This window comes from Shewanella atlantica, from assembly GCF_003966265.1.
Classification (GTDB): Bacteria; Pseudomonadota; Gammaproteobacteria; order Enterobacterales; family Shewanellaceae; genus Shewanella; species Shewanella atlantica.
This window is the reverse complement of record NZ_RXNV01000003.1, coordinates 323,890-348,569: the sequence shown is the minus strand read 5'-3', so window position 1 is coordinate 348,569 and position 24,680 is coordinate 323,890. Positions and strand designations below refer to the sequence as shown.

15 protein-coding genes and 2 pseudogenes are annotated in these 24,680 nt (G+C 45.9%); all 17 read left to right on the top strand.

Going from position 1 to position 24,680, the window contains the following annotated elements:
* Nucleotides 1-7 precede the first annotated feature (7 nt).
* On the top strand, nt 8-1,561 hold the full coding sequence (gene caiC / locus EKG39_RS10125) for a crotonobetaine/carnitine-CoA ligase (protein WP_126505623.1): 1,554 nt from the start codon (nt 8-10) through the stop codon (nt 1,559-1,561).
* Nucleotides 1,562-1,646: 85 nt separating this feature from the next.
* On the top strand, nt 1,647-2,432 hold the full coding sequence (gene caiD, locus EKG39_RS10120) for a crotonobetainyl-CoA hydratase (protein WP_126505622.1): 786 nt from the start codon (nt 1,647-1,649) through the stop codon (nt 2,430-2,432).
* Between the two features lie 201 nt (nt 2,433-2,633).
* Nucleotides 2,634-3,485: a MaoC/PaaZ C-terminal domain-containing protein gene (locus tag EKG39_RS10115; RefSeq protein WP_126505621.1), complete on the top strand. Its 852-nt coding sequence runs from the start codon at nt 2,634-2,636 to the stop codon at nt 3,483-3,485.
* 218 nt (nt 3,486-3,703) lie between these two features.
* The gene (gene caiE / locus EKG39_RS10110; protein ID WP_126505620.1) at nt 3,704-4,294 is read left to right on the top strand and encodes a carnitine operon protein CaiE; all 591 of its coding nucleotides are present in this window, start codon (nt 3,704-3,706) and stop codon (nt 4,292-4,294) included.
* A 304-nt stretch (nt 4,295-4,598) separates the two neighbouring features.
* A complete protein-coding gene (locus tag EKG39_RS10105; RefSeq protein WP_126505619.1) occupies nt 4,599-5,549 on the top strand; it encodes an alpha/beta hydrolase in 951 nt (316 codons plus the stop codon).
* Nucleotides 5,550-6,023: 474 nt separating this feature from the next.
* Nucleotides 6,024-6,920, top strand: coding sequence for a LysR substrate-binding domain-containing protein (locus EKG39_RS10100; RefSeq protein ID WP_126505618.1), 897 nt, complete (start codon nt 6,024-6,026; stop codon nt 6,918-6,920).
* 170 nt (nt 6,921-7,090) lie between these two features.
* Entirely contained in the window at nt 7,091-9,397 is a 2,307-nt protein-coding gene (locus EKG39_RS10095; RefSeq protein ID WP_126505617.1) for a penicillin acylase family protein, read from the top strand.
* Between the two features lie 324 nt (nt 9,398-9,721).
* Nucleotides 9,722-10,264, top strand: coding sequence for a hypothetical protein (locus EKG39_RS10090; RefSeq protein WP_126505616.1), 543 nt, complete (start codon nt 9,722-9,724; stop codon nt 10,262-10,264).
* Nucleotides 10,265-10,331: 67 nt separating this feature from the next.
* Complete coding sequence (locus tag EKG39_RS23375; RefSeq protein WP_185817581.1) at nt 10,332-10,502, top strand: hypothetical protein; 171 nt, start codon at nt 10,332-10,334, stop codon at nt 10,500-10,502.
* A 561-nt stretch (nt 10,503-11,063) separates the two neighbouring features.
* The gene (locus EKG39_RS10085; RefSeq protein WP_148103055.1) at nt 11,064-13,013 is read left to right on the top strand and encodes a methyl-accepting chemotaxis protein; all 1,950 of its coding nucleotides are present in this window, start codon (nt 11,064-11,066) and stop codon (nt 13,011-13,013) included.
* A 100-nt stretch (nt 13,014-13,113) separates the two neighbouring features.
* Nucleotides 13,114-15,969 (top strand): annotated as a pseudogene (locus EKG39_RS10075) (sensor domain-containing protein).
* Nucleotides 15,970-16,143: 174 nt separating this feature from the next.
* Complete coding sequence (gene trpB / locus EKG39_RS10070; protein ID WP_126505614.1) at nt 16,144-17,346, top strand: tryptophan synthase subunit beta; 1,203 nt, start codon at nt 16,144-16,146, stop codon at nt 17,344-17,346.
* Between the two features lie 158 nt (nt 17,347-17,504).
* Nucleotides 17,505-18,395, top strand: coding sequence for a LysR family transcriptional regulator (locus EKG39_RS10065; protein ID WP_126505613.1), 891 nt, complete (start codon nt 17,505-17,507; stop codon nt 18,393-18,395).
* Between the two features lie 90 nt (nt 18,396-18,485).
* Entirely contained in the window at nt 18,486-19,589 is a 1,104-nt protein-coding gene (locus EKG39_RS10060; protein WP_126505612.1) for an efflux RND transporter periplasmic adaptor subunit, read from the top strand.
* 8 nt (nt 19,590-19,597) lie between these two features.
* A complete protein-coding gene (locus EKG39_RS10055) occupies nt 19,598-22,681 on the top strand; it encodes an efflux RND transporter permease subunit (protein WP_126505611.1) in 3,084 nt (1,027 codons plus the stop codon).
* Nucleotide 22,682: 1 nt separating this feature from the next.
* Nucleotides 22,683-24,167: an efflux transporter outer membrane subunit gene (locus EKG39_RS10050; protein WP_126505610.1), complete on the top strand. Its 1,485-nt coding sequence runs from the start codon at nt 22,683-22,685 to the stop codon at nt 24,165-24,167.
* A 309-nt stretch (nt 24,168-24,476) separates the two neighbouring features.
* Nucleotides 24,477-24,653, top strand: a pseudogene (locus tag EKG39_RS23870) (transposase); the annotation flags it as partial.
* Nucleotides 24,654-24,680: the final 27 nt, after the last annotated feature.

Genomic DNA, 24,680 nt, shown 5'->3' with positions numbered 1-24,680 from the left:
ATTGAGAATGGATATCGTTGGTAGCAAAACAATCAGATGCATGTGGGAAGAGCGTGCTCGTAAATATAGTGATAACACAGCGTTAGTTTTTGAGGATGCTGCTGGCGATGTCCGAGAGTTAACTTATAGTGCACTTAATGGCGAAATTAATAAGGCTGCTAATCTGTTCCTTCAATTAGGTATTAATAAGGGGGATAAAGTAGCTGTACAGTTATATAACAGCCCTCAATTTATATTCTGTTGGTTTGGATTAGCAAAAATAGGCGCAGTTATCGTTCCTCTTAATACGCAATATGTATATGGGGAGTGTAAATACATCATCAATAAGTGTGATGTAAAAGCTGCGGTTATTGAAGAGGAGTTTCTGCCTATCTATAAACAGATAGAGCAGGATGATGATAACTCGGTCGATAATATCTTAGTTACCAGGACGGTAAATTCAGAGTTATCGGGTGCCATTAACTTCGATATGCTTTTGAGTCAACAATCTACTCAGTTAGATAAGATTGTGCCGCTGAGCAGTGATGATGTTGTTGAAATATTATGTACTTCAGGCACCACTTCCAGACCCAAGGGCGTGGAGATCACCCACTGTAATCTTCTGTTCGCAGGTTATTACACAGCCTGGCAAACCAACTTGAGAGCCGATGACACCTATCTGACTATGATGCCAAGCTTTCACATTGATTTTCAGTGTAATGCCGCCATGGCAGCGTTCACCGTTGGTGCTCGTCTGGTCATGCTTGAGAAGTACAGCGCGCGTAAATTCTGGAAGCAGGTTTGTGATTACAGGGCCACTATCACCCACAGCATGCCGATGATAGTCCGGACTCTGATGTTACAGCCCGAAATGCCCGGTGAGCGTGATCATTGTCTGCGCGATATGTTGTTTTTTATGCATATTTCAGATCAGGAGAAGTTAGATTTTGAAACGCGATTCAATGTTGAGCTGTTTAACTCCTATGGCATGACCGAGACCTTAGTCGGCCTGATTGGCGATACGCCCGGTGAAGAACGTCACTGGCCGTCTATCGGCAGGCCCGGGCTCTCTTATGAAGCCAAGATCACCGATGAAAACGGCGATGAAGTTGCGCCGAATGTTGTAGGTGATCTGCGAGTCAAAGGGGTTCCCGGAAGAACCATCCTCAAGGGGTACTATAAAGACCCGGAAGCGACAGCTGAAGTGTTGACTGCCGACGGCTGGCTCTTTACCGGTGATAAAGGGTATGTCGATGAGAGGGGCTTATTTTATTTTGTCGATAGAAAGACAAATATGATTAAACGCTCCGGAGAGAACATATCAAGCAGTGAAATTGAAAAGGCACTGATGTCTCATCCCTATATTTTAGATGCTGCGGTTATCGGTGTGCCTGATCATATTCGTGATGAAGCGGTTAAAGCCTTCGTTATATTTAACGATGGCCTATCCCTGAGTATCGGTGAAATACTCGACTACTGTGCTGAAAATATGGCGAAGTTTAAAGTTCCATCTTTCGTAGAAATAAGAGAGTCATTCCCAAGAACTTGTACTTGCAAAGTAGATAAAAAACTTCTTGCGTGACTTTAAGTTGTATTGAGTGAATTAAATTTAGTGAATTAATCTTTTAATGAGAGTCATCAGGGATGACTCCAAACGGAGTATTAGCATGAGCGAATCATTACACGTCACCCGAAATGGCAGCATTTTAGAAATTACCCTGGACAGACCCAAGGCCAATGCCATAGATGCAAAAACAAGTTTTGAGATGGGCGAGGTGTTTCTGGCATTTCGTGAAGATCCTGAACTACGTGTCGCGATTATTACAGGTGCAGGTGCGCGTTTCTTCTCAGCTGGTTGGGATCTGAAGGCCGCTGCCGAAGGTGAAGCTCCTGATGCTGATTTTGGTCCTGGCGGTTTTGCCGGACTGACAGAGATCTTCGATCTGGATAAGCCAGTAATCGCAGCCGTTAACGGTTATGCGTTTGGTGGTGGCTTTGAACTTGCGCTTGCCGCAGACATGATCGTTTGTAGCGAAAATGCCAGTTTTGCTCTACCTGAAGCCAAGCTGGGTATTGTGCCGGACAGCGGCGGAATGTTGCGTCTGCCTAAGTTACTGCCACCTGCCATAGTCAATGAGTTGATGATGACCGGCCGTGGTATGGGCGCCGAAGAAGCACTACGTTGGGGCGTCGTTAACCGTGTGGTTGAAAGTGACAAACTGATGGAGAGCGCACGTGAGTTGGCACAAGAGATTGCACAAGGTGCGCCTTTAGCCATTGCCGCGATTAAAGAGATCTATCGTGAAACCAGTGAATTATCGGTCGAAGAGGGATATCGCCATATCCGCACCGGAACATTGAAGAACTATCCATCGGTATTACGTTCTGAAGACGCGCTAGAGGGACCTTTAGCATTTTCTGAGAAACGCGATCCTGTTTGGAAAGGCAGATAATCTATCGATTAACCGCCTTTAATACGCTGTGGGACCTGGTGCTCCCGGTCCCACGGCTATACCAAATGCATTAAAAGTCATTATAGCCCGTCGGGCTGAGCGTCAACTTGTTGTACCCATACCTTGTGTGCTCGGAGAGCCTCTGAAGGGACCGATCTTCAAATATCAGCTGTTAGTCTTGGTAGATAAAAGGAGTTTCAAATGTCGTTAAAGCTAGAAATGCAGGGACAGACCTATGGTCCGTTCATTAATGAATATACCGAAAGGGATGTCATGCTGTTTGCACTGGGCTGCGGTGCAGGGAGTGATGGAAAAACAGATTTAGATTATGTATATGAAAAGAATTTAAAAGTATTGCCTATGTTTGCGGCAATACAGATTGTCGATGCCGAGGTGACCAAGACCATTGATTACGGCTTCCAGTGGGGCGGCTCGCTGCATTGGGGCTTCGATCTCCATATTCACCAGCCATTACCCATCTGTCCCGGCAGGTTAAGCACTAAGGTATTACTCAAGGGGCTGTTCGACCGCGGTGAAGGCCGTGGCTGCCTGGCCCAACATATAGGCGAAACTTTCGATGAAGCCGGCACTAAACTCTTTACCAATGAGAGCTGGGATTGCGCCCTGTTTGACGGCGGCTTCGGTGGACCCAAGGCTCCAAGAGATATCGTAGAGATGCCGGAGCGGGCACCTGATTATGAAATTGAACAAGCTATCCCGTTGAACCAAGCTTTGATATACCGACTTTCCGGCGACGACCACCCCCAGCATGTGGACTGGGAGTACGCTCAGGAGTTTGGCCACCCTAAGCCGAACCTACATGGGGTGAGCACGGCCGGTGTTGCCTGTCGCCACATTATTCAGGCCATGTTTCCCGGTGAACCCGAACGTCTGACGCGTTTTAAGACACGTCTCACTAAATCATTGTATCCGGGCAGCACAGTGAAGACCCAAATCTGGAGATGGGATGATAACTGCATTCATTTCAAAATGGTGGATGCCAACGATCCAGAGATGGTCTATCTCAACTTTGGCCTAGCCGAATGGAAATAGTCCAGTGGAAAAAATCCAGTGGAAATAGTTGAGTCGTAATAGCTCTGCTTAAGTTTTCTGGTGAGCTCAATGTTTTAATGAAATATCAATGACCCCTGGATATTCAGAGCTCACCAAATTAACCGGGTCAGAATGAGAGAAAGTATCCGTTAATTTTTTGCGCTTTGAGTCAGAGAGTTAACCGCTAATTTCTTGAATAACGCTAGTGAGTATTTTAAATGGCCTGTTATGAGTTTGAAGGGCTGGTGCCTGTGGTGGACCCCAGCGCTTATGTTCATCCAACTGCGGTATTAATCGGTGATGTTATCGTTGGCGCGGATGTATATATCGGGCCAACCGCGTCGCTGCGTGGAGATTATGGACGGCTTATTTTAGAGAAAGGCTCTAATCTTCAGGACGGCTGTATCATGCATGGTTACGCAGGTATGGATACGGTTGTCGAGCAAGACGGTCATATCGGTCATGGCGCCATTTTGCATGGCTGTGTGATTAAGCGAAATGCACTTGTCGGTATGAATGCGGTGGTGATGGATGCTGCCGTGATAGGAGCTGACAGTATTGTCGGTGCAATGAGCTTTGTAAAAGGGGGTTTCAAAGGGGCGCCGAGGCAACTCTTACTTGGTTCGCCCGCTAAGGTCGTTCGTCAGGTATCTGATGAGGACCTGCATTGGAAAGGGTTAAACACCCTGGAATATCAGCTGCTTTCAGGTCGCTCATCGAGAACCATGAAAGAGGTAGAGCCGCTTGAACAGATGGAGGCTAATCGCCCACGTTTAACCGGCTCTACCGAGGTACAGCCGAAAAGCTAGTGAAAATCTGGCTGGGAAGAACTCTGCATTTTGGAACTATTGCCATTAATAACAGTGTTATACGCTTATCAAAGCGTGACGGTTTTCATGCCGTCTGACGAGCTTTGTTGCTCACATGCTCTATTTCAATGGAGTCAATTGATGATTATCAATCCCCACATCGTTTGATTCTGTTGCTGTTAGTGATTGTCAGGCGGCATACCTTTTTATGTTCAGGTTAGAAACGAATAAGTGAGGTGACATATGAAGTGTTCAAATGTACTCACAAACAGTTTTAATATCACATTTTTATAAGGAGAGGAGCATGCCGCTCGATCCAAAAGTTGAACAGTTCTTGCAAGAGGTGCGTGATTCGGGAGCCCCGGCCTATGAAGATATGACGCCGGCAGAGTCCAGACGTGAAGATCTGGCCGCATTAGCCGTTGCAATTCCAAGCCGTCAACCAGAAAAGGTTGCGGCCGTAGAGCATAGATTTATACCGGGACCAACGGCTGATTTGCCCATTCGTATTTATCGACCCGAAGGTCGTGAAGATACGGCCGAATTGCAGCCTGGGCTTATCTTTATTCATGGCAGTGGTTGGGTGGTATCTAACATAGAAACCAATGATTCATTCAGCCGTGCACTGGCCAATCGTACCGGAACCGTGGTTATTGCCATTAATTACCAGAAGGCTCCGGAGCACAAGTTTCCTATTCCTATGGATGATTGCTATGCCTCGACTCAGTGGGTGTTCGAATATGCATCGCAGCTGGGTTTGGATGTGAACCGAATTGGTATTCTAGGCGACAGTGCCGGCGGTAACCTTGCCGCCGCGGTATGTTTGCGCCTGCGTGATGAAAACGGTCCTAAGTTGGCTTATCAGGTTTTGGTCTACCCGGCAGTACAATACGGATGGAATACCCCTTCGGCCGTCGCTAACGCAGAAGGTTATCTATTGCAGCAAGCCAGTATGAAATATTACTGGCATCACTATATGCGCAGCGAAGCCGATGCAAAAAATCCCTACTGCTCGCCCCTCGATGCAGCCGACCATAGCGCGTTGCCACCTACGTTCATCTATACCGCCCAGTATGATCCCTTGTGCGACGATGGCTGTTATTATGCGCAAAAACTTCACGCATGTGGCGTGCCGGTAAAACATAAGATGTATGACGGTGTCATTCACGGTTTTATTAAGATGTTAGGTGTGTTTGACCAAGCCGATGAGTTCCTCGATGAGGTCAGCGAAGACCTGAGTTCGATAATTGGTTAGCTAAATACCGTGTCTCAATGGAACCTGAATTGCTTAATTAAGCATCTATAGATTAGTGCTCAACTGAATTCAGTTAGGCACTATTGTAATTAACGGGTAATTAACTAGTAACAACGTCCAAGTTATAAAACTGTGACCTGAGTATTTATTGGATTAATAGTGGGTGAGATGTATATGTCATTTTAACGGTCGGAGGTAAAATAGCTTACACGAACAGCTTAGGTTTATAATTTTATTCACATTTGTATATATTTTAATATTTATCTTCACAACTGGGTTTATATTTTTATCTGTACTTAAATTTACCTTTTTATTGATGTTCACGTTATCGTGAGTGTTTGTGAGCCCGGTCTTATTATTAATAACTACCTCTATATTTAACCAGGGTGTAACACTTTATTGTGCGCGTCATTACATCTTTTCAGTAAACGCTTATGATAATCTGTCTGGAAGGTTTTCGATATTTAGTTAATTATGAATAATAATATTCCGTTAAGAGCGCTTCAGATTTTTGAGTCCTGTGCAAGGTTAGAAAGTTGCTCTCTTGCCGCTAATGAATTGAGCATTACTCAAAGTGCTGTGTCACAACAGATCAAACAGCTGGAAGACTACTTCTTAGAGAAGCTATTTTATCGAAATGCAGGCAAGATCAACCTTACCGAGGCGGGCCTTGAACTGAGGCAGAGACTGTCTCCGGTTTTCTATGACTTAAATAGTGTCTGTGCGAGTCTGGTCCCGACTATGTCTGGAGAGGTCAGGGTGCATTCATATACTTCTCTGGCGGCCAGATGGTTGGTACCGAATATGGAGAAGTTAAGAAAACAATACCCTGAATTGAATATCAACGTCGGCATGTTTCAAAATGACATTGAAATGAGCGATATGATTGCCGATATATTTATTGTGACTCGAGAGTCACAAGATGGATATGTTTTTAAACCTCTTATCAAAGAGACACTTATTGCATTTTGCAGTCCTGAGTATCTTGAAAAATCAAAAGAAATTACCACACAAAATTTGCACGAGCATTGTTTGCTGTTTTCAAAGCATAAAGATTATGGCCTGGATTGGGATAGCTGGTTCAGAGATAACGGTGTCGAAATGAGTTCGACTCAGAAAAGGTTAGTGTTCAATCATAATATGCTTGCCGTTCAAGCCGCTATATTTGGAGAGGGGATCGTACTAGGGGTTGAACAGACCTTAAGGGTGGAAATTGAGTCTGGTAACCTGGTGAAATTAGAGCTCCCTTCATGCTATTCAGGTTTTAATTATTCTATAGCTTATAAAGCATCCAAGCAGCGCGATGCCAGGATCATGAAAATCGTCGATTGGATCTGTGACAAATACCCCAGTGTGAGCAGCATTAACTAAAATAGGGATTGAATGTGAGGGCACTGAATACGGGTGTCCACAAGTTTGGTTACAGCCTTTAAGGTTTTTCTTTAAAGGCTTTACTGCTGTTTTTTTGCTCTTTTATATTTAACATCCCCATAACTTTCGCTATGATGGGTAAAAGCATCTGTTAATCATGGCGTTAGTTAATGTTTAGAATAATAAGAATATTCCTTCTCGGTGCCTTAACACTCACCTTTCTCGCGGCTATGGGCATCTACCTCGGACTTCACCTGAGCCTGCCAAAGTTGTCGGGTCAATGGGAGAGCGGGGGCATAGCGTCTGAAGTTAAGATTGAGCGAGATCGGTTAGGTACTGCGATTGTGAGCGGTGATAGTCGGCGTGATGTGGCATTTGCACTAGGTTATGCCCACAGTCAGGACCGCTTTTTTCAGATGGATCTGCTCAGACGAAACTCCGCGGGCGAGCTATCGGAAATATTTGGTGAAAAAGCGATTAAGCTGGATGAGTCCCGCCGTTTTCATCAGTTCAGAAAGCATGCCGAAAACATTGTCGCCAAGTTGCCGATAGCCGAAAAATTACTCTTGCAGACCTACGCTAACGGCGTCAATGAAGCTTTAAAATCCATGCCTGTGAATTCATTTGAATACCTTGTCACAGGAGCGACTCCCACTCCATGGAAACCTGCCGACAGTCTATTGGTTATCTATAGTATGTATCTGGACCTGCAGGCTAATACGGTTAAGCGTGACCTGGTATTAGAGCAGATTAAACAATTTTATGGTGAGGAGATGTTGGCGTTTATTACTCAGCCAAGCGCTTTTCAGGCGGCGCTCGATGCCAGTCTAGTCCCCATGAAAGCTGTAAGTGTTCCGAATCTCTCTTCGGAACTTGTGGCTAATGCAGTCAATCAAGCGATTGAAGAGCCCCTGGATATCGGCAGTAATAACTGGGCAGTAACCGGGGCACTAACCGAGTCGGGACGCGCTATGTTATCGGATGACATGCACCTGTCATTTGCAGTACCTATTATCTGGTACCGTGCTCAGCTCAACTACCCCCATTCGATAACCAAAGAGAGTGTGCAGGTCACCGGGGTCTCCCTGCCCGGCGCGCCGGTCATTGTGGTCGGCAGTAATAATAAGGTTGCCTGGGGATTTACTAACGCCTATATCGACACGGCCGACTGGATAAAGTTAGCCGCCGATGAGATCACTGTATTTGAGCGAGAACAGATCCCGCTTCCTGATGGCAAGAGTCATGAATATAGTATCGAGATGTCTCAATATGGCCCGGTTCGCTCTGTCGGCGGCCAGAGATATGCGTTGAGCTGGGTGGCCCATAAAGACTATGCCGTCGATATGGACTTGATGGGATTGGAGACGGCAACAGATGTAGCCGACGGCCTGGAGGTAGCGACAACAGTCGGGATCCCGGTACAGAATATGATGATAGTGGACAGTAAGGGGAGTGCGGCCTGGAAACCCACAGGCGCGATTCCCTCACGCACTAACCCATCTGATGTCGCTCAAGATGCCTCAGAGTTTCAAGCCAAAGGTTGGAACCTTGACGAAACGACACTTCCCAGTGTGTTCAATCCCGAAAATGGTCGTCTTTGGAGTGCCAATTCACGGGTGATGTCATCGAGTGAACAAGTTCGATTTGGCGATGGCGGATATGCGCTCGGTGCCCGTGCGATGCAAATTCGCGATAATTTACAGGCAAATTCACATTTCGATGAAGCCGCATTTTATCAGTTACAGTTGGATAATCGTGCAGAGTTTTTAAAGCCTTGGCACGGATACCTGCTTGAGCTGCTCTCGACTCAGCCTAAGCGTTTTGCCAAAGATATTCAGTACCTCAGGGACTGGCAAGCATGCGCCTGCCCAAGCTCGGTAGGCTACACCTTAGTCCGGCATTTCAGGGCGAGGCTAATCGATGCCAGCTTTGCACCAATCGAGACAGGTTTAGGCAAACATCATCTATCTCTTTCGGTGGTTAAACGTTATCTGGAACCTGGAATGTGGCAGTTAATCGAGGAGAGACCTGAAACCTGGTTAGCCGATGGTTATAAAAACTGGGATGACTTTGCTATCGATAGTTATCAACACTCTGTTGCCGATCTGTTGGCTGCCTTCAGTGACAGTGAGGAGTTAGCCGACCTAAGCTGGGGCAAGGTTAATGCCCTGAAGATCCAGCACCCCTTCAGTAAACAGTTGCCAATCTTGAGTTCATGGTTAGATATGCCTGAAGTCGAGGCCTTCGGTGACACCTTTATGCCCGCCGTGCAGCGTAGCTCTTTCGGCGCCTCACAGCGCTTCATCGTACAACCGGGAGCCGAGGACAATGCCATCATGACGATCCCCGGTGGCCAGTCTGGCCATCCGTTATCTGACTACTACCGGGCTGGATTCGATGAGTATGCCAAACAGGAAGCTACTCCTCTGTTGCCGGGTGAGGTGCTACATACAATAGTCATAACACCGGTTCAATAACGCCCGGTAGCCTGACGGTTTGTTGGGCAAATAGATCGCCTTTGTCATCGCCTTAACCTCTTTACATTGTCAGTTTCTGTCTATGTGTTGAGGTTTTGCGTCTGCTTGAAAAAAGTTTTACTCAGATAAAACATCTTCAATTGAACAATTGTGGTGAATAGATATTCGTATTTAGTATTTTTTTCCAATTTATTGGCTAAGAAAGGGATGTTTAAAGGTTATATCTCTTGCCAGGCGCTTTGTAAGTAAGTGCAATGATTTAAAATATGAAACCAGACTCTGTTAAGCTTGGATACAAATAATTACATTAGAGTCGGCAGCGCGATGAAGAACACCTGGATTACTGCACTCATCTTGAGTGTTGTTGCATTATCAGGTTGTGATAAAGATGTCTCATTTCAACTGGATGCGGTTTCAGAGTCTGAGTTTAGCTCTCAAGACAGTGATGACGTTTTATTTACCTGTTATCTGCGAGTATACGCCACTAACCATCTGAAATACGGCGTTAAGGTTGGACCTCAGATCACAGTGTTTACCGATTCCGGCGCCCATCGATTTCGCATTGATTCCTGGGGTGACGATTGGGAGTACCTGATCGCCAACGATGAGGGGGAAGGTGAGGGGAACAGGCAACGCTTGTACTTTCGCGAGGAAAATGAACATCCAATGAGCTGCGCCAAGCTCGCCCAAGCCATCGACAAGAAAGCCTTTACACTCGAACTCAACCGTTGTGAGAAGGTAGACCAATCACCTGCCAGCTGCGATGTCGCCCTGGAAGTGGCCAGTGACGGGGTCGAGCTCCATAATGCCCAAGAGAGAGCACAGCAGGCGCATCAAGGGAGTGCGAACTCACCTGTTCGATCATAAATGGATTTTTTGTTCTATACGTGAGTTAGTAGCCTCCCAAATCGCAAAACGCAAGTAACATAATCCCTTGAGCTTCTCTCAGGACATAAAAAACAATCTCGATATCACGCCTAACGAGCTAGGCGCGAATGAATCGCTCGATTTCATTACCAATCAGGCCTTTCAGTACCCGGTGCGCGCACTGCCTTACGGCTTCGACGGCACGACTTACACGGCAAAAGTTAACTTTAGCTTCTAGGTTTAGCTAAAGGGGTTAACCCACAATAAAGATAAAAGCCATCGAGGAGACTCGATGGCTTTTTTGTTTTGAAGAGATCAGAGATAAGGTGTTACGAATCCATATATCTGTTTCTAGTTGTTGTGATTGCCCTTCTTTAATAAGTGGTTTTCTGAAGGCTGCATAAAAATGTGTAGCTCTTTTGGGTTGGGAAATCGTTTAACTTTTTTATCAGAGTGTTAGCTTGCTGGCATATTCGCTCGCAATGATGGGTACCTATCATCTTGGAAGTGGTTCCAAAATAACGCTTGGTTAACACTCTTGCTATAAGGAATATTTTAAATACCTGTATTTTGATAAACCCCAATAAATATACCGTACGGTTAATTTATTATCCTGCCCTCTAATTTGTTGGTCACTTTAAAATTAATATTTGAAAATGAAAGACGGAATGTCTAGTGCTTTTACCATAGACAGGCATTTCTCTATTCACTTCACAAGATGCATTAGTTTTTAACGATATATTTGCAACTGGCTGTATTTACAAATTAATTACTACAATACATTTAAAGGGTTGTGGATATGTTTAAAGATTTACGCTTAGGTTTGAAGATTGGCTTAAGCTTTTCTACTGTTTTAGTCCTGCTTTCTCTTGTACTCGGTGTGGGAGTCGTCGCTCTTAAAAAGGCGGATGAAGGTGTTACTACATACAGAGGTCTGGCGAGAGATACCAACCTTTCTGGTCGCTTACAGGCCAATATGCTGATGGTTCGGCTGAAAGTGCTGAGCTACCTCAATACCCAAAGTGATACAGACTTAGCTCAATATAAAGACCACCTTGCTAAGATGCATACCTTCTTGGATGAGGCCAAAAATGAAATTAAAAAACCGGAACGCGCAGAATTAATTACGGACGTGGATCTTTCAATATCTAAATATGAAAGTGCTTTCACTCGTGTTGTGGCTTTAATTGAGCAGCGAAACAGTGTGTTAAATAAAAAGCTTATTCCAGAGGGAGAGCTGATGAGAAAGGCTATCGCCGAGATTATCAAATCTGCCTATGATGGAAATGATCCCGAGATCGTTTACCACGCCTCTCATGTTCAAGAGGCATTATTATTCGGCAGGTTGTTTGTTTCCAAATTCCTCAACTCGAACACTCAGGAAGATTACGCTGTCGCGATCAGCCAGATAGGAACAAAATTGGAAGAAGAAGCGACAGAGCTGAATCAATACCTGCAAAATCCTACCCAAAAAAAATTGCTCTCCCAATTGTTTAAGGCTCAACAGATCTATGTGAATGGCCTGCATGAGATATATAGGCTTATCGAAAAGAGAAATGAGCTGATTGACAATACACTGAATCTAATTGGCCCGCAGGTTGCGAAAAATGTAGAAGACGTAAAGCTCTCTGTCATGGCAGAACAAGATATATTGGGGCCCGAGTTACAAGCAAGTACAGATGGCAGTATCAACCTTACCCTGTTGCTTTCTCTTATAGCCATAGTGATCGGATCTATTGCGGCCTACTTACTGACGGTCTCCATAACCCGTCCGATAAGTCAGGCAGTGAAGGCCGCGAATCATCTTGCTGAGGGGGACTTAACTATTGAAGTAACCAGTGCAGGCCGAGATGAAACTGGTCAGTTACTGAAAGCCATTCAAGGTACGGCGAGCAATTTGAGAAATATTGTTTCCACCATATCAGGCGCCAGCGCTGAGCTTGCTTCTGCTTCAGAAGAGTTGGCTGTGGTAACAGAGCAGTCAAGCCAGGGGATTGTAAACCAGCAAACCGAAACAGACTTGGTTGCAACCGCAATGAACGAAATGGCGGCGACGGTCCATGATGTTGCTAACAATGCAGCTAAGGCCGCTGAAGCGGCTAATCAAGCAGACAATGAAGCGAGTGTTGGTTCACAAGTGGTTGAAAAGACAATTTTAGCCATCAGTACGCTTGCCGATAGGGTGAATGAATCTTCAGATAAGCTTGGTGAAGTTGAACTGGAAACTATGAATATTGGTAAAATTCTTGATGTTATCCGAGGAATCGCTGACCAAACTAATTTACTGGCACTTAATGCTGCTATTGAAGCTGCTCGCGCAGGAGAGCAGGGTCGTGGCTTTGCCGTAGTGGCCGATGAAGTTCGCTCTCTTGCTCAGAGAACGCAGGAGTCCACTCAAGAAATTCAGATAATTATTGAGCAGTTGCAGGTTGGAACTAAGAGTACGGTAGCGGTAATGGATCAAGGGAAAGAGCAAGCGATACAAAGTGTAAAGCAAGCCAATGACACCGGCGGGGCATTGCAGGAAATCACTCTCGCTATCAGCGTGATTAACGACATGAATATTCAGATTGCAAGTGCATCCGAACAGCAAAGTTCAGTGGCTGAGAATATTAACGAGAACGTGATAAATGTAAAACGAATTGCGGAAGAAAATGCGGTTGCCGCAAATCAAACAAGGGCCTCTACTGGTGAAATTGCACAGTTATCTTCGCAGCTAAGAGAATTGGTTACCCAATTTAAAATATAACAGTTAGTCACTGATATAAAAGAGCGTTTGAGCATACGCTCTCTTATTCTTTATGACGGCTGTTAGCCTGGTTTATAGTTAGATAATCTATTAGGGAAAAATGGATATTTTTAAACATATTACACCTATGTCGTATTGGGTATTGGCTACTTTATGGGGGGGTATCATTGGCGTTTACCTGTTAAAACTAAGGCAGTTAAGAGCTGATGGGGCTGTAAGCAGAACGGTGGGTGTTCTCCTTATTATTCTTGCTATTGATGCCTTCAGAACCATACTTGAAAGCGTCTATTTCGGATTGTATTTCAATTCGCTGTACGGACTGATACCTAAGAGTATTGCCGATCTGCTATCACAACCCTCTTTGCTAATTATTCCGAAGTTAATCAATATCCTTGCCGGCTTGATAATCATCTTGCTTCTCATCAAGCGCTGGGTACCTAGAGATATTCATGAGCGCAAAGAAGCACTGCTCGCTCTTCACGCAGCAAAAAACGCATCAGTCAAAAATGAAAATTTGTTTAATTCAATTTTTAATGGCGTTACCGATGGTTGTATTTTTGCCGATGCTGATCGAAAAATTGTCACGGTAAATCAAGGTTTTGAGTCGATGCTTGGCTATGGTGTTGATGAGCTTGTGGGGAAAACCGCATCAATAATTTATGAGAGTGATGAAGAGTACGAGCGACAAGGTCGTATTCATTTTAATCTGGCAGCGAAAGAGAAAGTCACACCTTATGAAGTGAATTATCGGCACAAGGACGGCAGTATCATTGTCGGTGAAACCAGTAGGATTGTTATTAGAACTCTTGAAGATCAAATTTTGGGCTACGTTGGGTTTATCCGGGACGTTACAGATCGCAATAAAGCTGCGACGGCATTACAGGAAAGTACGGCAATGCTCTCCCATCATGTTCAGAATACCCCGCTTGGGTGCATCTCATGGGATAGCAATTTAAATTGTATCGAGTGGAACAAATCGGCCGAGAAGATATTCGGATACTCACCTGACGAAGTTATTGGTCATTCTCTAGTAGATATATTGGTGCCTGAAGAAATTAGAGATGATATCAGCAAAATAGGTAACATATTGTTTAAAGAGAAGAAATGCACCAGAAGTTCAAGTGAAAACATTACAAAAGGTGGCAGGAGCATCATTTGTGAATGGTATAGCACCCCGATCGTGGGTGTGAATGGTGAAGTTATCGGTGTGACATCATTGATTCTAGATATTACCGAGAGCAAGCAAGCCGAAGTAAAGTTAAAACATGCCGCCAGTGTATTTACCCACACAAACCAAGGCATCACAATTACAGATACCTCAGGAGTCATCATCGAAGTTAATGATGCTTTTAGCACTATTACAGGCTACGCACGCGATGAGGTGATAGGGAAAAATCCGCGGGTCCTTCAATCCGGACGACATTCACCTGAGTTCTATAAAGAGATGTGGGACACTCTTCAAGCGGATGGACATTGGACAGGTGAGATTTGGAACAAACGTAAGAATGATGAGATCTATCCAGAGATGCTTACTATCAGCGCGGTACTCGATGCTACCGGCAAGGTGCAAAACTACGTCGCGCTTTTCAACGACATCACAGCGATTAAAGAACATCAGGAACAGCTGGAACGCATTGCTCATTATGATCTTTTAACCAACCTGCCAAACCGCACACTATTGGCTGATCGTCTAACGCAATCCATGGTGCAAGTCCGGCGCCGGAAGTCATCCTTAGCGGTTGTTTTTCTTGATTTAGATAAGTTCAAAGAAGTGAATGACGCTTATGGTCACGATGTCGGTGATAAATTGTTAATTGTTATCTCCCGTCGCCTGAAGGAGGTGTTACGCGATATCGATACGCTGGCACGAATAGGTGGTGATGAGTTTGTCGCCGTGCTGATGGATATAGATAAAAGTGAGGATTGTGAACCTGTATTGGAAAGGCTGTTAGAGGCTGCCTCTGGCTCCGTGACTGTGGAGGGAATTATGCTGAAGGTCTCTGCCAGTATGGGGGTCGCCATTTACCCACAAGATGGCATAGATGCAGACCAACTCCTGCGTCATGCAGACCAAGCTATGTATGTAGCAAAGCATGAGGGTAAGAACTGCTATCACTTGTTTGACACTGCACAAAATATTGCGATGCAGATTCGGCATGATGATTTGCAGAGTATGCGCAAGGCTTTGGAGCAAAGTGAATTTGTGCTGTATTACCAGCCCAAGGTCAATATGAGGACAGGGGCAATCATTGGTGTTGAAGCCTTAATTCGATGGCACTCCCCTGAGCGTGGTTTAGTCCCCCCTATCGAGTTTTTACCTGCAATTGAGAATCATGTTATTAGCATTGGGGTAGGCGAGTGGGTCATTGACACCGCACTGGGTCAAATAGCGGCATGGCAAAAGCTAGGGTTGGATATTCCTGTTAGTGTCAACGTTAGCGCACTTCAACTACAACATGATGACTTTGTAACTTGCTTGGCTGCACTACTGGCTGCACACCCGGAGGTAGCTCCGAGCTCTTTGGAAATAGAAGTACTTGAAACGAGTTTGATAGACGATGTAATGCAGGTCTCGGCAACCATGCTCGCCTGTATTGAACTGGGGGTGACCTTTGCTTTAGATGACTTTGGTACAGGCTACTCTTCACTGACTTATCTAAGACGATTGCCGGCGAGTTTGATTAAGATAGACCAAACCTTTGTGCTCGATATGCTGACGACACCAGATGATCTGGCTATTGTTTAGGGGGTTGTGAGCTTGGCTAAGTCATTTAAACATAAGGTAATTGCTGAGGGGGTCGAGACCATCGCGCATGGCACAGCGCTATTACAAACGGGGTGTGAATTAGCACAAGGCTATGGCATTGCGCGCCCCATGATGGCTAAGGATATTCCTGAGTGGTCGGTTAATTGGAAGCCAGATGATGCATGGCGAGAGTTTAGCCCTCATGTGTAATGAGTGGAGCTGAAAATTTGCCACCCATGTTAGTTGGCAAAGACCCCTCTACTTCATAGTTATACTAATTGCTATTGGCCTCTCCTTGACTCTGTTATATATTGATCGGGTGTATCAAAAACGAACCCAATTAATGTCAAAGTAGCAATAAATACAGAAGTATAGAGAGGTCCTATGAGCAAGTTCGAATTCGCCCCCATGCCTGACAATCAAGGTTTCTTTGGTGAGTATGGTGGGCAGATTATTCCGCCTGAGCTAAAGAGTGCGATGGATGCGATTAATCAAGCCTACGAAGAGATTCGACAGACTCAAGGCTTCCAGGATGAGCTGATGCAGCTGTTCCAGGACTATGTGGGCCGCCCAAGCCCCATCTATCATGCCAAACGCTTAAGCGATAAGATCGGCGGCGCGCAGATTTATCTCAAGCGTGAAGACCTTAACCACACCGGCGCTCATAAGATCAATCACTGCCTGGGTGAAGCACTGCTCGCCAAATACATGAACAAGAAAAAGGTGATTGCCGAAACCGGTGCCGGACAGCATGGCGTCGCACTAGCCACGGCCTGCGCCTTGGTCGGGATCCCCTGTGAAATCCATATGGGTCAGGTCGACATTGAGAAAGAACATCCTAACGTTACCAAGATGAAAATATTAGGCTGTAAGTTAGTGCCCGTAACCCAAGGTACCGCAACCTTGAAGGATGCTGTCGACAGCGCTTTCGTTGAATACCTTAAGAATCCGCAAGACTATCTCTATGCTATCGGCTCTGTCGTTGGGCCTCATCCTTTCCCTAAGATGGTACGTGACTTTCAGAGCATTATCGGCCGTGAGGCCAGAGAGCAGTTCCAACAAAAATTCAATAAGCTTCCCGATATCATCACAGCCTGTGTGGGCGGCGGCTCGAACGCCATAGGTTTGTTTACTGCATTTCTAGATGACAGCGAGGTGAAGATTGTCGGTGTCGAACCTGCCGGTAAGGGGCTTGAAACCACGGAGCACTCGGCAACCCTCACTCTTGGCTCGCCCGGTGCCATCCATGGTTTTAAATGCTATCTGCTGCAAGATGAAGCGGGTGAGCCACTACCGGTTCACTCCATCGCCTCAGGTCTGGATTATCCGGGAGTGGGCCCGCAGCACTGTTACCTTAAAGATATTGAGCGTGCACACTATGATTCGGTTACCGATGAGGAGTGCCTTAATGCCTTTATGACGCTGTCGCAGGTCGAGGGAATTATCCCTGCGCTGGAGAGTGCTCATGCGGTGGCCTGGGCCATGCGCGAAGCGGCTAAGTTACCAAAAGATCAGCAGATCTTGGTTAACCTCTCTGGCCGTGGTGATAAAGATGCCGACTATGTAGCCGACAAACTTGGTCTTTAACACTTTGATTCAGAGTTAAAAAGCTATTAGAGTCATATATTAAGCTTAGCCATTTGCCCGGCTAAGCTTTTTTCGTTAATGCCGCGGCGCAAGATAAATGTGCTTGTGTTGTGGGCTTGATGAAATGGTTCATTATGGCGATTTTAAGGTTACTAAATATGCGAATAGAAGATCTGAAACTTTTTACTATTGTCGTCAAACTTGGCAGTTTCACCGCTGCGGCGACAGCTTTAGACCTGCCTAGAGCTAACGTCAGTCGACGGATTGGCGAGCTTGAAAAGTCCCTTAATGCCCAGCTGTTTTTCAGAACAACCCGCCAACTTAGATTAACCCAGCACGGCGAAGCCTATTATCATGAGTTGTTGACTGTGCTTGAGGGGTTTGAGCAAGCCAAAAACAAATTACATGATATCGATGACAAGCCCGTAGGTAAGGTTAAGGTTGGCTTTTTACCTGAAAGCGATGAGGCATTGCAGCCTATATTGGCGCGCTTCCAAGAACTGCATCCTGACATTGAACTCGACTTACGCTTTACCAATAACTATGTCACCGACATCTATAGCCAAGGATTAGATTTTGTTATCCACGCGGGACGAATTCTGGATTCGGGCTTTATCGCGAGACGGTTACTCAGTCTTGGGCGTTGTATGTATGCCAGCCCTGAATATATTGAAAAAAACGGCATGCCGAATACATTAGATGAACTGCGAGAACATCAGTGTATTTGCTATCGCTGGCCGGATGGAACCCTTGATGATTGTTGGGATCTGCTCACCGAAACGATAAAAGTCTCAGGCCGGTTCAGCAGTAACCATATGGGATTTGTCCGGCGCGCCATCATAGGCGGGCAGGGGATTGGTTTTTTGCCTCCTCTGTTTGCATTTAATGCGATTGAGTCGAAAATGCTTGTACGCATTTTGCCACAATACCAGTCTAAGACTGAAGATGTGTGGCTCATCTACCCGGATCGGAAAGGGATAAGTCTCCCGACACGACTATTGATTGATTTTTTAGTAAAAGAAGTGCCTAAACTCGCTAATTTGTCATGAAAATCATGACAGTGTTGTGCAATACACACTGATTATCTTAATTAGTTAAACATTTACACTCTGCCGTATTAATACATAGGGTAGAGAGTAATGACAATTTCACCAAAAATGGCTGGTTTTGGGCTGGCACCATTAACGATACTGATGTTTACCGGCTGCGGCCAAGCTCCGGCACAAACAGATAGCGTTATCACAGCAACCGAGCGTCCGGTACAAGTGATGACGCTAAGCGACCAACAGCAATCCAACATTAAACTCTTCTCCGGTGTCCTGGAAGCGACACAAACTGCTAAGTTGTCATTTAAAGTGCCGGGAACAATTGAAGCTATGCTGGTTAGAAGTGGCGATAGGGTTACCAAAGGGCAAGTTCTGGCAAGACTCGATCCCCATGACTATCAAGTATTAGTGTTGGAGTTGGAGGGGCGCCTGGCAGAAGCGAGTGCTGCACATCAGTTGGCTGCGGCAGAACTCAAACGTGTTAAGCAAGCCATCGCAGATAGCGCCATCTCAGCAGTTAATCTGGATCGGGCTGAAAGTGGTTATAAACGCAGTTTAGCCATGGTCCAGGTGGTAACACAGAACCTGCAAAAAGCGCAGGATGCCTTATCTTATACTGAACTCAAAGCGCCTTTTAGTGGGGTGATTGGCTCACAATCTCAAGAAACCTTCGAACAAACCTCTCCAGGGATCTCACTTTTCTCACTCCATCAGCCGAACAAGTTAAAAGCGGTAGTCGATGTGCCTGAGAATTTAATTGGCATGCTCTCGGTTAATCAAGAAGCTACGGTGAGTTGGTATGGTGGGGAAAAGCCAATTTCGGCCGTGTTAACTGAAATGAACACCCTTGCCGACCCCATTAAACAGACCTATTCCGTACAGTTCGTCTTGGCGAAAACTTCACAACAGATGTCTCCAGGTAGGGCGATAAACGTTTCGGTGGATCTTGGCGGCGGGCAAAGTCGTTACTGCCTGCCCTATGCGGCCTTGGCGGGAGAAGGGGCTGCTCAGCGTGTTTATTTGGTGAAAGACCAAATCATAATCGAGAAACCGGTTCAGATTGAGGCAATGGAGAAGAATGCTGTCTGTGTCAGTGGCGATTTAGCTGCCGGGGATGCTGTAGTTACGGCGGGCGTCCATTTTATTAAACCACAGCAACATATTGCCGCCACAAGCGTTAACGCATTTAGTTACTAGGAGTCGTGATGAATTTAGCCGAATTTGCCATTAAGCAGCGGGTATTTGTGCTGTTCTTCAGTGTACTTTGCGTGATTGTCGGATTGGTTTCCTACTTTGAGCTGGGAAAACTTGAGGACCCCTCATTTACCGTAAAAAGTGCTGTGGTTGTAACGCTTTACCCAGGGTCTTCGGCTCAAGAGGTAGAGCAACAAGTAACTGACAAAATTGAGACTAAACTGCAAGAGATGGGGTCGATGTGGAAGTTACGATCCCTGTCTCGCCCGGGCAGTTCTATGATTTTTGTGGATCTGAAAGAGACGACCAACTCAAAAGATCTGCCTCAAGAGTGGGATCTACTCAGACGTAAAATCAGCGATGTGAAGTTAACCTTACCGGCAACCGCCCAGATCAGCATCGTCCAGGATGAGTTTTCTGAAGTCTACGGCATGCTGTTTAGTGTGCATGGTAAAAACGCTGAACCTGAACAGTTGCGCCAATACGCTAAAGAGCTGCAGCGCCGCTTGAAAACCATAGAGGGCATTAAAAAAATTGAGTTACATGGAGTGCAGCAGCAGGTGGTGTATGTAGACTTCCCCGATGAACGGTTAGCGCAATATGGGATCTCTTCAGCACAAGTTATCAGCCAACTCGCTACCCAAAACCTGACGTATGACAGTGGAAGCTTCGCTGCAGATCAAGAGCGGATCCGTATCGATCAAAGTAGTGCGTTCAAATCACTGCAAGATATCAAAGATTTGACTATCAAGGGCGGAGTGGGTGACTACAGTACCGGATTGATCCGTTTAGGCGATATTGCAGATATCAGTTTAGATTACCAAACACCGGCCACAACCTTGAGTCGTTATAATGGCATGCAGGCGATCACATTGGCTGTGAGTCCCGTAGATGGTATCAATGTGGTCAGCTTAGGTGAGCAACTAAATCAGACTATCAGTGACTATCAACAAACCCTGCCTGTGGGTATTGAGATAGGTAACATCGCTTTTCAACCGGATGAAGTTGATAAGTCGGTTGAAGAGTTTGTGATTAACTTGCTTGAAAGTGTGGTGATTGTATTCGCTGTGCTGCTGATTTTCATGGGGTTCAAAAGTGCGACCATAGTCGGTGGTAGCCTTCTGTTTACGATCCTATTAACCCTGATCTACATGTACATAGCAGGGGTAGATCTGCAACGCGTCTCTCTAGGCAGCTTTATTCTTGCGCTGGGCATGCTGGTTGATAACGCCATAGTGATAACCGACTTGTTTGTCGTAAAGCTTAATAAAGGCATTGAACGCACCAAAGCCGCAATTGATTCGGTTAAAGAAACATCTAAACCACTATTGGCTGCCACTGTGATTGCGATTATGGGTTCGAGTCCGGTGTTGTTCTCTCAAACCGATGCAGGCGAATTCGCCCTCTCAGTCTTTTTAATTATCTGCTCTTCGCTGCTGTTTTCATGGCTGGTCGCCGTCACGTTAACCCCTCTGCTGTGCTGGCTGTGGATCAAACCGGATACGAATAAAAACGCTGACAAGTCTAAAATCAGTCGATATCAACTGGCGGTGAATTGGACAGTATTGAATCCGCTTAAAGCTATTTCAATGGTGATCCCACTGCTACTGGTAACGGCAATAGCCGTGCCTTATGTTGCTGTTAACTTTATACCCAGCTCAGACAGGCCTATGGTGTTTCTCGACTACTGGTTACCCAATGGTTCCAAAATAGAGCAAACATCTTCAGACATGAAGAAAGTTGAGCAATGGTTGGTTGAACAACCTGAAGTGAGCAGTATTGCCAGTTATGTAGGGGCCAGTGCGCCGCGTTTTTCGGTCACGGTAGAGCCAGAGCCATATGACCCGAGCTATGGCCAAATTATAGTTAATGTCGATGACTATGAAGGGATTGAGTCGCTGACAAAGCGCGGAGATATTTGGTTAGCTGATAATTTTCCCAATGCAGAACCTCGTTTTAGAGCGTTGAAGCTTGCTACCAAAGATAAATTCAGCATCGAGGCACGCTTTAGTGGCCCGGATCCAAAAGTATTACACCGGCTTTCAGAGCAAGCACAGTCGATAATGCGTGCAAACAGCCATTCCAAATATGTACGTGATGATTGGCGCCAACACAGTAAAGTGATAGAGCCGGTGATCAACCAAGAGCAAGCTCGCCGTGCGGGACTTAATCGCACGGATATCTCCTTAGCGATTAAACGAGCCACTGAGGGAGTGACATTGGGCACGCTGAATCAGGGGGATCAACTCATCCCGATTAGCTTTCGGAGTGCTAATGCTAACTTAAGCAACTTAGAGACCCTACCGGTACGTTCCCTGCTGGGGATCCACAGCGTACCGCTGGGCCAAGTTGTCGATAGTTTTGAGCTTAAATCGGAAGAGAGTCTTATATGGCGCCGCAATCGCGTACCGACTATTACCGCTCAAGCGGATGTCTTCGATGCCACACCAGCTGAGGTTCGTAATCAGATAAAAGATCAGATTGAAGCCATCCAACTGCCCATTGGTTACTCATTTGAGTGGGGAGGTGAGTATTACGATGAAAATCGTGCGATTACCGATACCTTAAGTCAGTTGCCGAAAGCGCTCTTGATGATGGTGGTGATCATGGTGGCAATGTTTAACGGATTTAAGCAACCAGCGATTATCTTGATCACACTTCCGTTAGCGGCAATAGGCGTGACGTGGACCTTGCTGCTGCTCGATAAGCCTTTTGGCTTTATGGCGCTGATTGGAGCCATCACACTATCGGGCATGATCATTAAAAATGGCATAGTGCTGATGGATCAGATCGAGTTGGAGCGGGCGAATAACAAACCATTACGAGAAGCGGTGCAGGTGGCGACAGTCAACCGTACCATGGCCATTTCGATGGGAGCGCTCACAACCGCTTTGGGGATGATCCCATTATTGAGTGACCGTCTATTCGATCAGATGGCGGCAACCATCATTGGCGGACTTGCTGCGGCCACGCTTCTGTCATTGTTTATCATGCCGGCATTCTACTGCTTGTTTTATCGTGGTTCTGAGAAAAGCAAAACAGATGTTTTTGCAGTTGATTCACCGATAGCCGCAACCATACCGGAGCAAAAATAAAATGAAACTTTATCAAGTCGCCCCAATTGCAGTGGCAATGATATTGGCAGGTTGTGCGGTAGGCCCGGATTATCAAAAGCCACAAACAAGTTTAGACAGCAACGTTTACCAAGCGTATCTGCATCAGAATATACCCGGGACTGAACTCGGGGAGTCACAGGCTTTGAAGCATGCGTGGTGGACGCAGTTTAACGACCCTATATTGAATCAATTGGTCATCGATGCCCAAAACCAGGCCATACCGCTTAAAATCGCCGCACAGCGCATTCGTATGGCGCAGTCTTATCAAAGCGCTATCGAATCTTTTAAGGTGCCGACGGTGAATATTGGTGCGGGATTCGGTAACTATCAATTAAGCAAAAATGACCCATTAATAGGATCTGCTATAACGGCTATCAACCCAATCAGTGGCGAAGAGCTGGGGCTGGTGGATGATAACAATAGTGCTTTTTTTGCCGGAGCGACCATAGCCTGGGAAGTCGACCTCTTTGGTCGAATCGACAGACAGGTCAATGCTGCCGCTATTCGAAAGGAGCAGCTGGTTATCATGCGCGGGGGGTTAACCACACTGATCACCTCTGATGTTATCCATAACTATCTGCAAATGCGTGGTGCACAGGAGCGTAAGCAAATAGCACTGCAGACGGCTGAAGATCAACTGCGTACTCTTGAATTGGTCAGACTCATGGTTAAGAGCGGGTTCGGTTCGGACCTCGATGAGGCCCGCGCCAAAGCAATGCTTGCAGCCACTCAGTCTATGGTGCCACAACTGGAGATTGCGGAGAATGCACATAAGCAGCGCTTAGCCATTTTATTGGGGGAAACACCCCTGCAAAGTCATAAGCGTTTTACTCAGGTTATGCCACTGCCAAGTTTTGATGGGGTGATCCCAACGGGTCTACCTTCAGAGCTGCTCAATCGCAGGCCAGATATTCGTATCGCCGAACGTGAGATGGCTGCAGTTAGTGAAGAGCGAGCGGCTGCGATCGCCGCACAGTATCCAAAAGTATTCTTAACCGGTGCACCGGGTGTGCTCGCTAAGGATTTTGATGATTTATTTAGCAGTGATTCCATCGCTTGGGCTGCGAGTGTCGGTATTAGCTGGAATGTATTCGATGGCGGCCGCGGTGATGCCATTGTAGAGATGCAGCAAGCTCGTTTTGATGCCAGTGTGCTTGGCTATCAACAGTCGGTGATCGCAGCCTTTGGTGAGGTGGAAACTTTACTGCAAGGTTATGGCCACAGCCAGCAATATGTGCTGCTAATCAATGAAGCAGAGAATGCGACAAACAGAGCTGTAGATAAAGCTAAATCACTTTACCGAGCTGGGTTGAGCGATTATTTGTCAGTGTTAGATGCACAGCGGCAGCAAAATATGATGAAAGACCGAGTTGTCGCAGCCAAGCTACAAACGGCGCATATGACGATAGGCTTGCATAAAGCGCTGGGTGGAAACTGGCAAGTCGACAGCGATCCATCAAGCTAAACAGAGTTGGTCAAGCTCTATGCCCATGGTGATGAATACGCCGACTATGTAGCCGATAAACTGGGTCTTTAACTTCAGCATTTAAAGATAGGCTTATTTAATACAAGGCCTGTAACGTTAGCCAAAGGGACGAAGTGAACACTTAGTCCCTTTAAGGTCTCCACTACGAAAACTGAGCAGATGTTTATCACCATTATGTCAAAACACTTTCTCGTAAAAGGCAAACTCGTTTGCGCTTAAGGAGGGAAGAAGTAAATATTCCTCAAGTGTGCCATCTGGGTTGTTCATACGAGGCTCAAATATCTCATGAGGACAACCATGCTGGATATTAGCTGGTTTATGAGGCTACTCAATGAAACGATAGTGAGGCTAGCCTTGCTTGATGAAACTACAGTACTTGCGTGTATGGCTTATTTAGATCTCAATCCCATCCGGGCTCAAATGGCTGCGACACATGATGCTTCTGATTTTACCTGTGTTCAGAGGGTATCAGATCGGCGATGAAAGGGTCTA

What these genes read in the sequence shown, in the direction of transcription:
- caiC (WP_126505623.1), top strand. Translation starts at nt 8, where the DNA reads ATGGATATCGTTGGTAGCAAAACAATCAGATGCATGTGGGAAGAGCGT.
- caiD (WP_126505622.1), top strand. Translation starts at nt 1,647, where the DNA reads ATGAGCGAATCATTACACGTCACCCGAAATGGCAGCATTTTAGAAATT.
- EKG39_RS10115 (WP_126505621.1), top strand. Translation starts at nt 2,634, where the DNA reads ATGTCGTTAAAGCTAGAAATGCAGGGACAGACCTATGGTCCGTTCATT.
- caiE (WP_126505620.1), top strand. Translation starts at nt 3,704, where the DNA reads ATGGCCTGTTATGAGTTTGAAGGGCTGGTGCCTGTGGTGGACCCCAGC.
- EKG39_RS10105 (WP_126505619.1), top strand. Translation starts at nt 4,599, where the DNA reads ATGCCGCTCGATCCAAAAGTTGAACAGTTCTTGCAAGAGGTGCGTGAT.
- EKG39_RS10100 (WP_126505618.1), top strand. Translation starts at nt 6,024, where the DNA reads ATGAATAATAATATTCCGTTAAGAGCGCTTCAGATTTTTGAGTCCTGT.
- EKG39_RS10095 (WP_126505617.1), top strand. Translation starts at nt 7,091, where the DNA reads ATGTTTAGAATAATAAGAATATTCCTTCTCGGTGCCTTAACACTCACC.
- EKG39_RS10090 (WP_126505616.1), top strand. Translation starts at nt 9,722, where the DNA reads ATGAAGAACACCTGGATTACTGCACTCATCTTGAGTGTTGTTGCATTA.
- EKG39_RS10085 (WP_148103055.1), top strand. Translation starts at nt 11,064, where the DNA reads ATGTTTAAAGATTTACGCTTAGGTTTGAAGATTGGCTTAAGCTTTTCT.
- trpB (WP_126505614.1), top strand. Translation starts at nt 16,144, where the DNA reads ATGAGCAAGTTCGAATTCGCCCCCATGCCTGACAATCAAGGTTTCTTT.
- EKG39_RS10065 (WP_126505613.1), top strand. Translation starts at nt 17,505, where the DNA reads ATGCGAATAGAAGATCTGAAACTTTTTACTATTGTCGTCAAACTTGGC.
- EKG39_RS10060 (WP_126505612.1), top strand. Translation starts at nt 18,486, where the DNA reads ATGACAATTTCACCAAAAATGGCTGGTTTTGGGCTGGCACCATTAACG.
- EKG39_RS10055 (WP_126505611.1), top strand. Translation starts at nt 19,598, where the DNA reads ATGAATTTAGCCGAATTTGCCATTAAGCAGCGGGTATTTGTGCTGTTC.
- EKG39_RS10050 (WP_126505610.1), top strand. Translation starts at nt 22,683, where the DNA reads ATGAAACTTTATCAAGTCGCCCCAATTGCAGTGGCAATGATATTGGCA.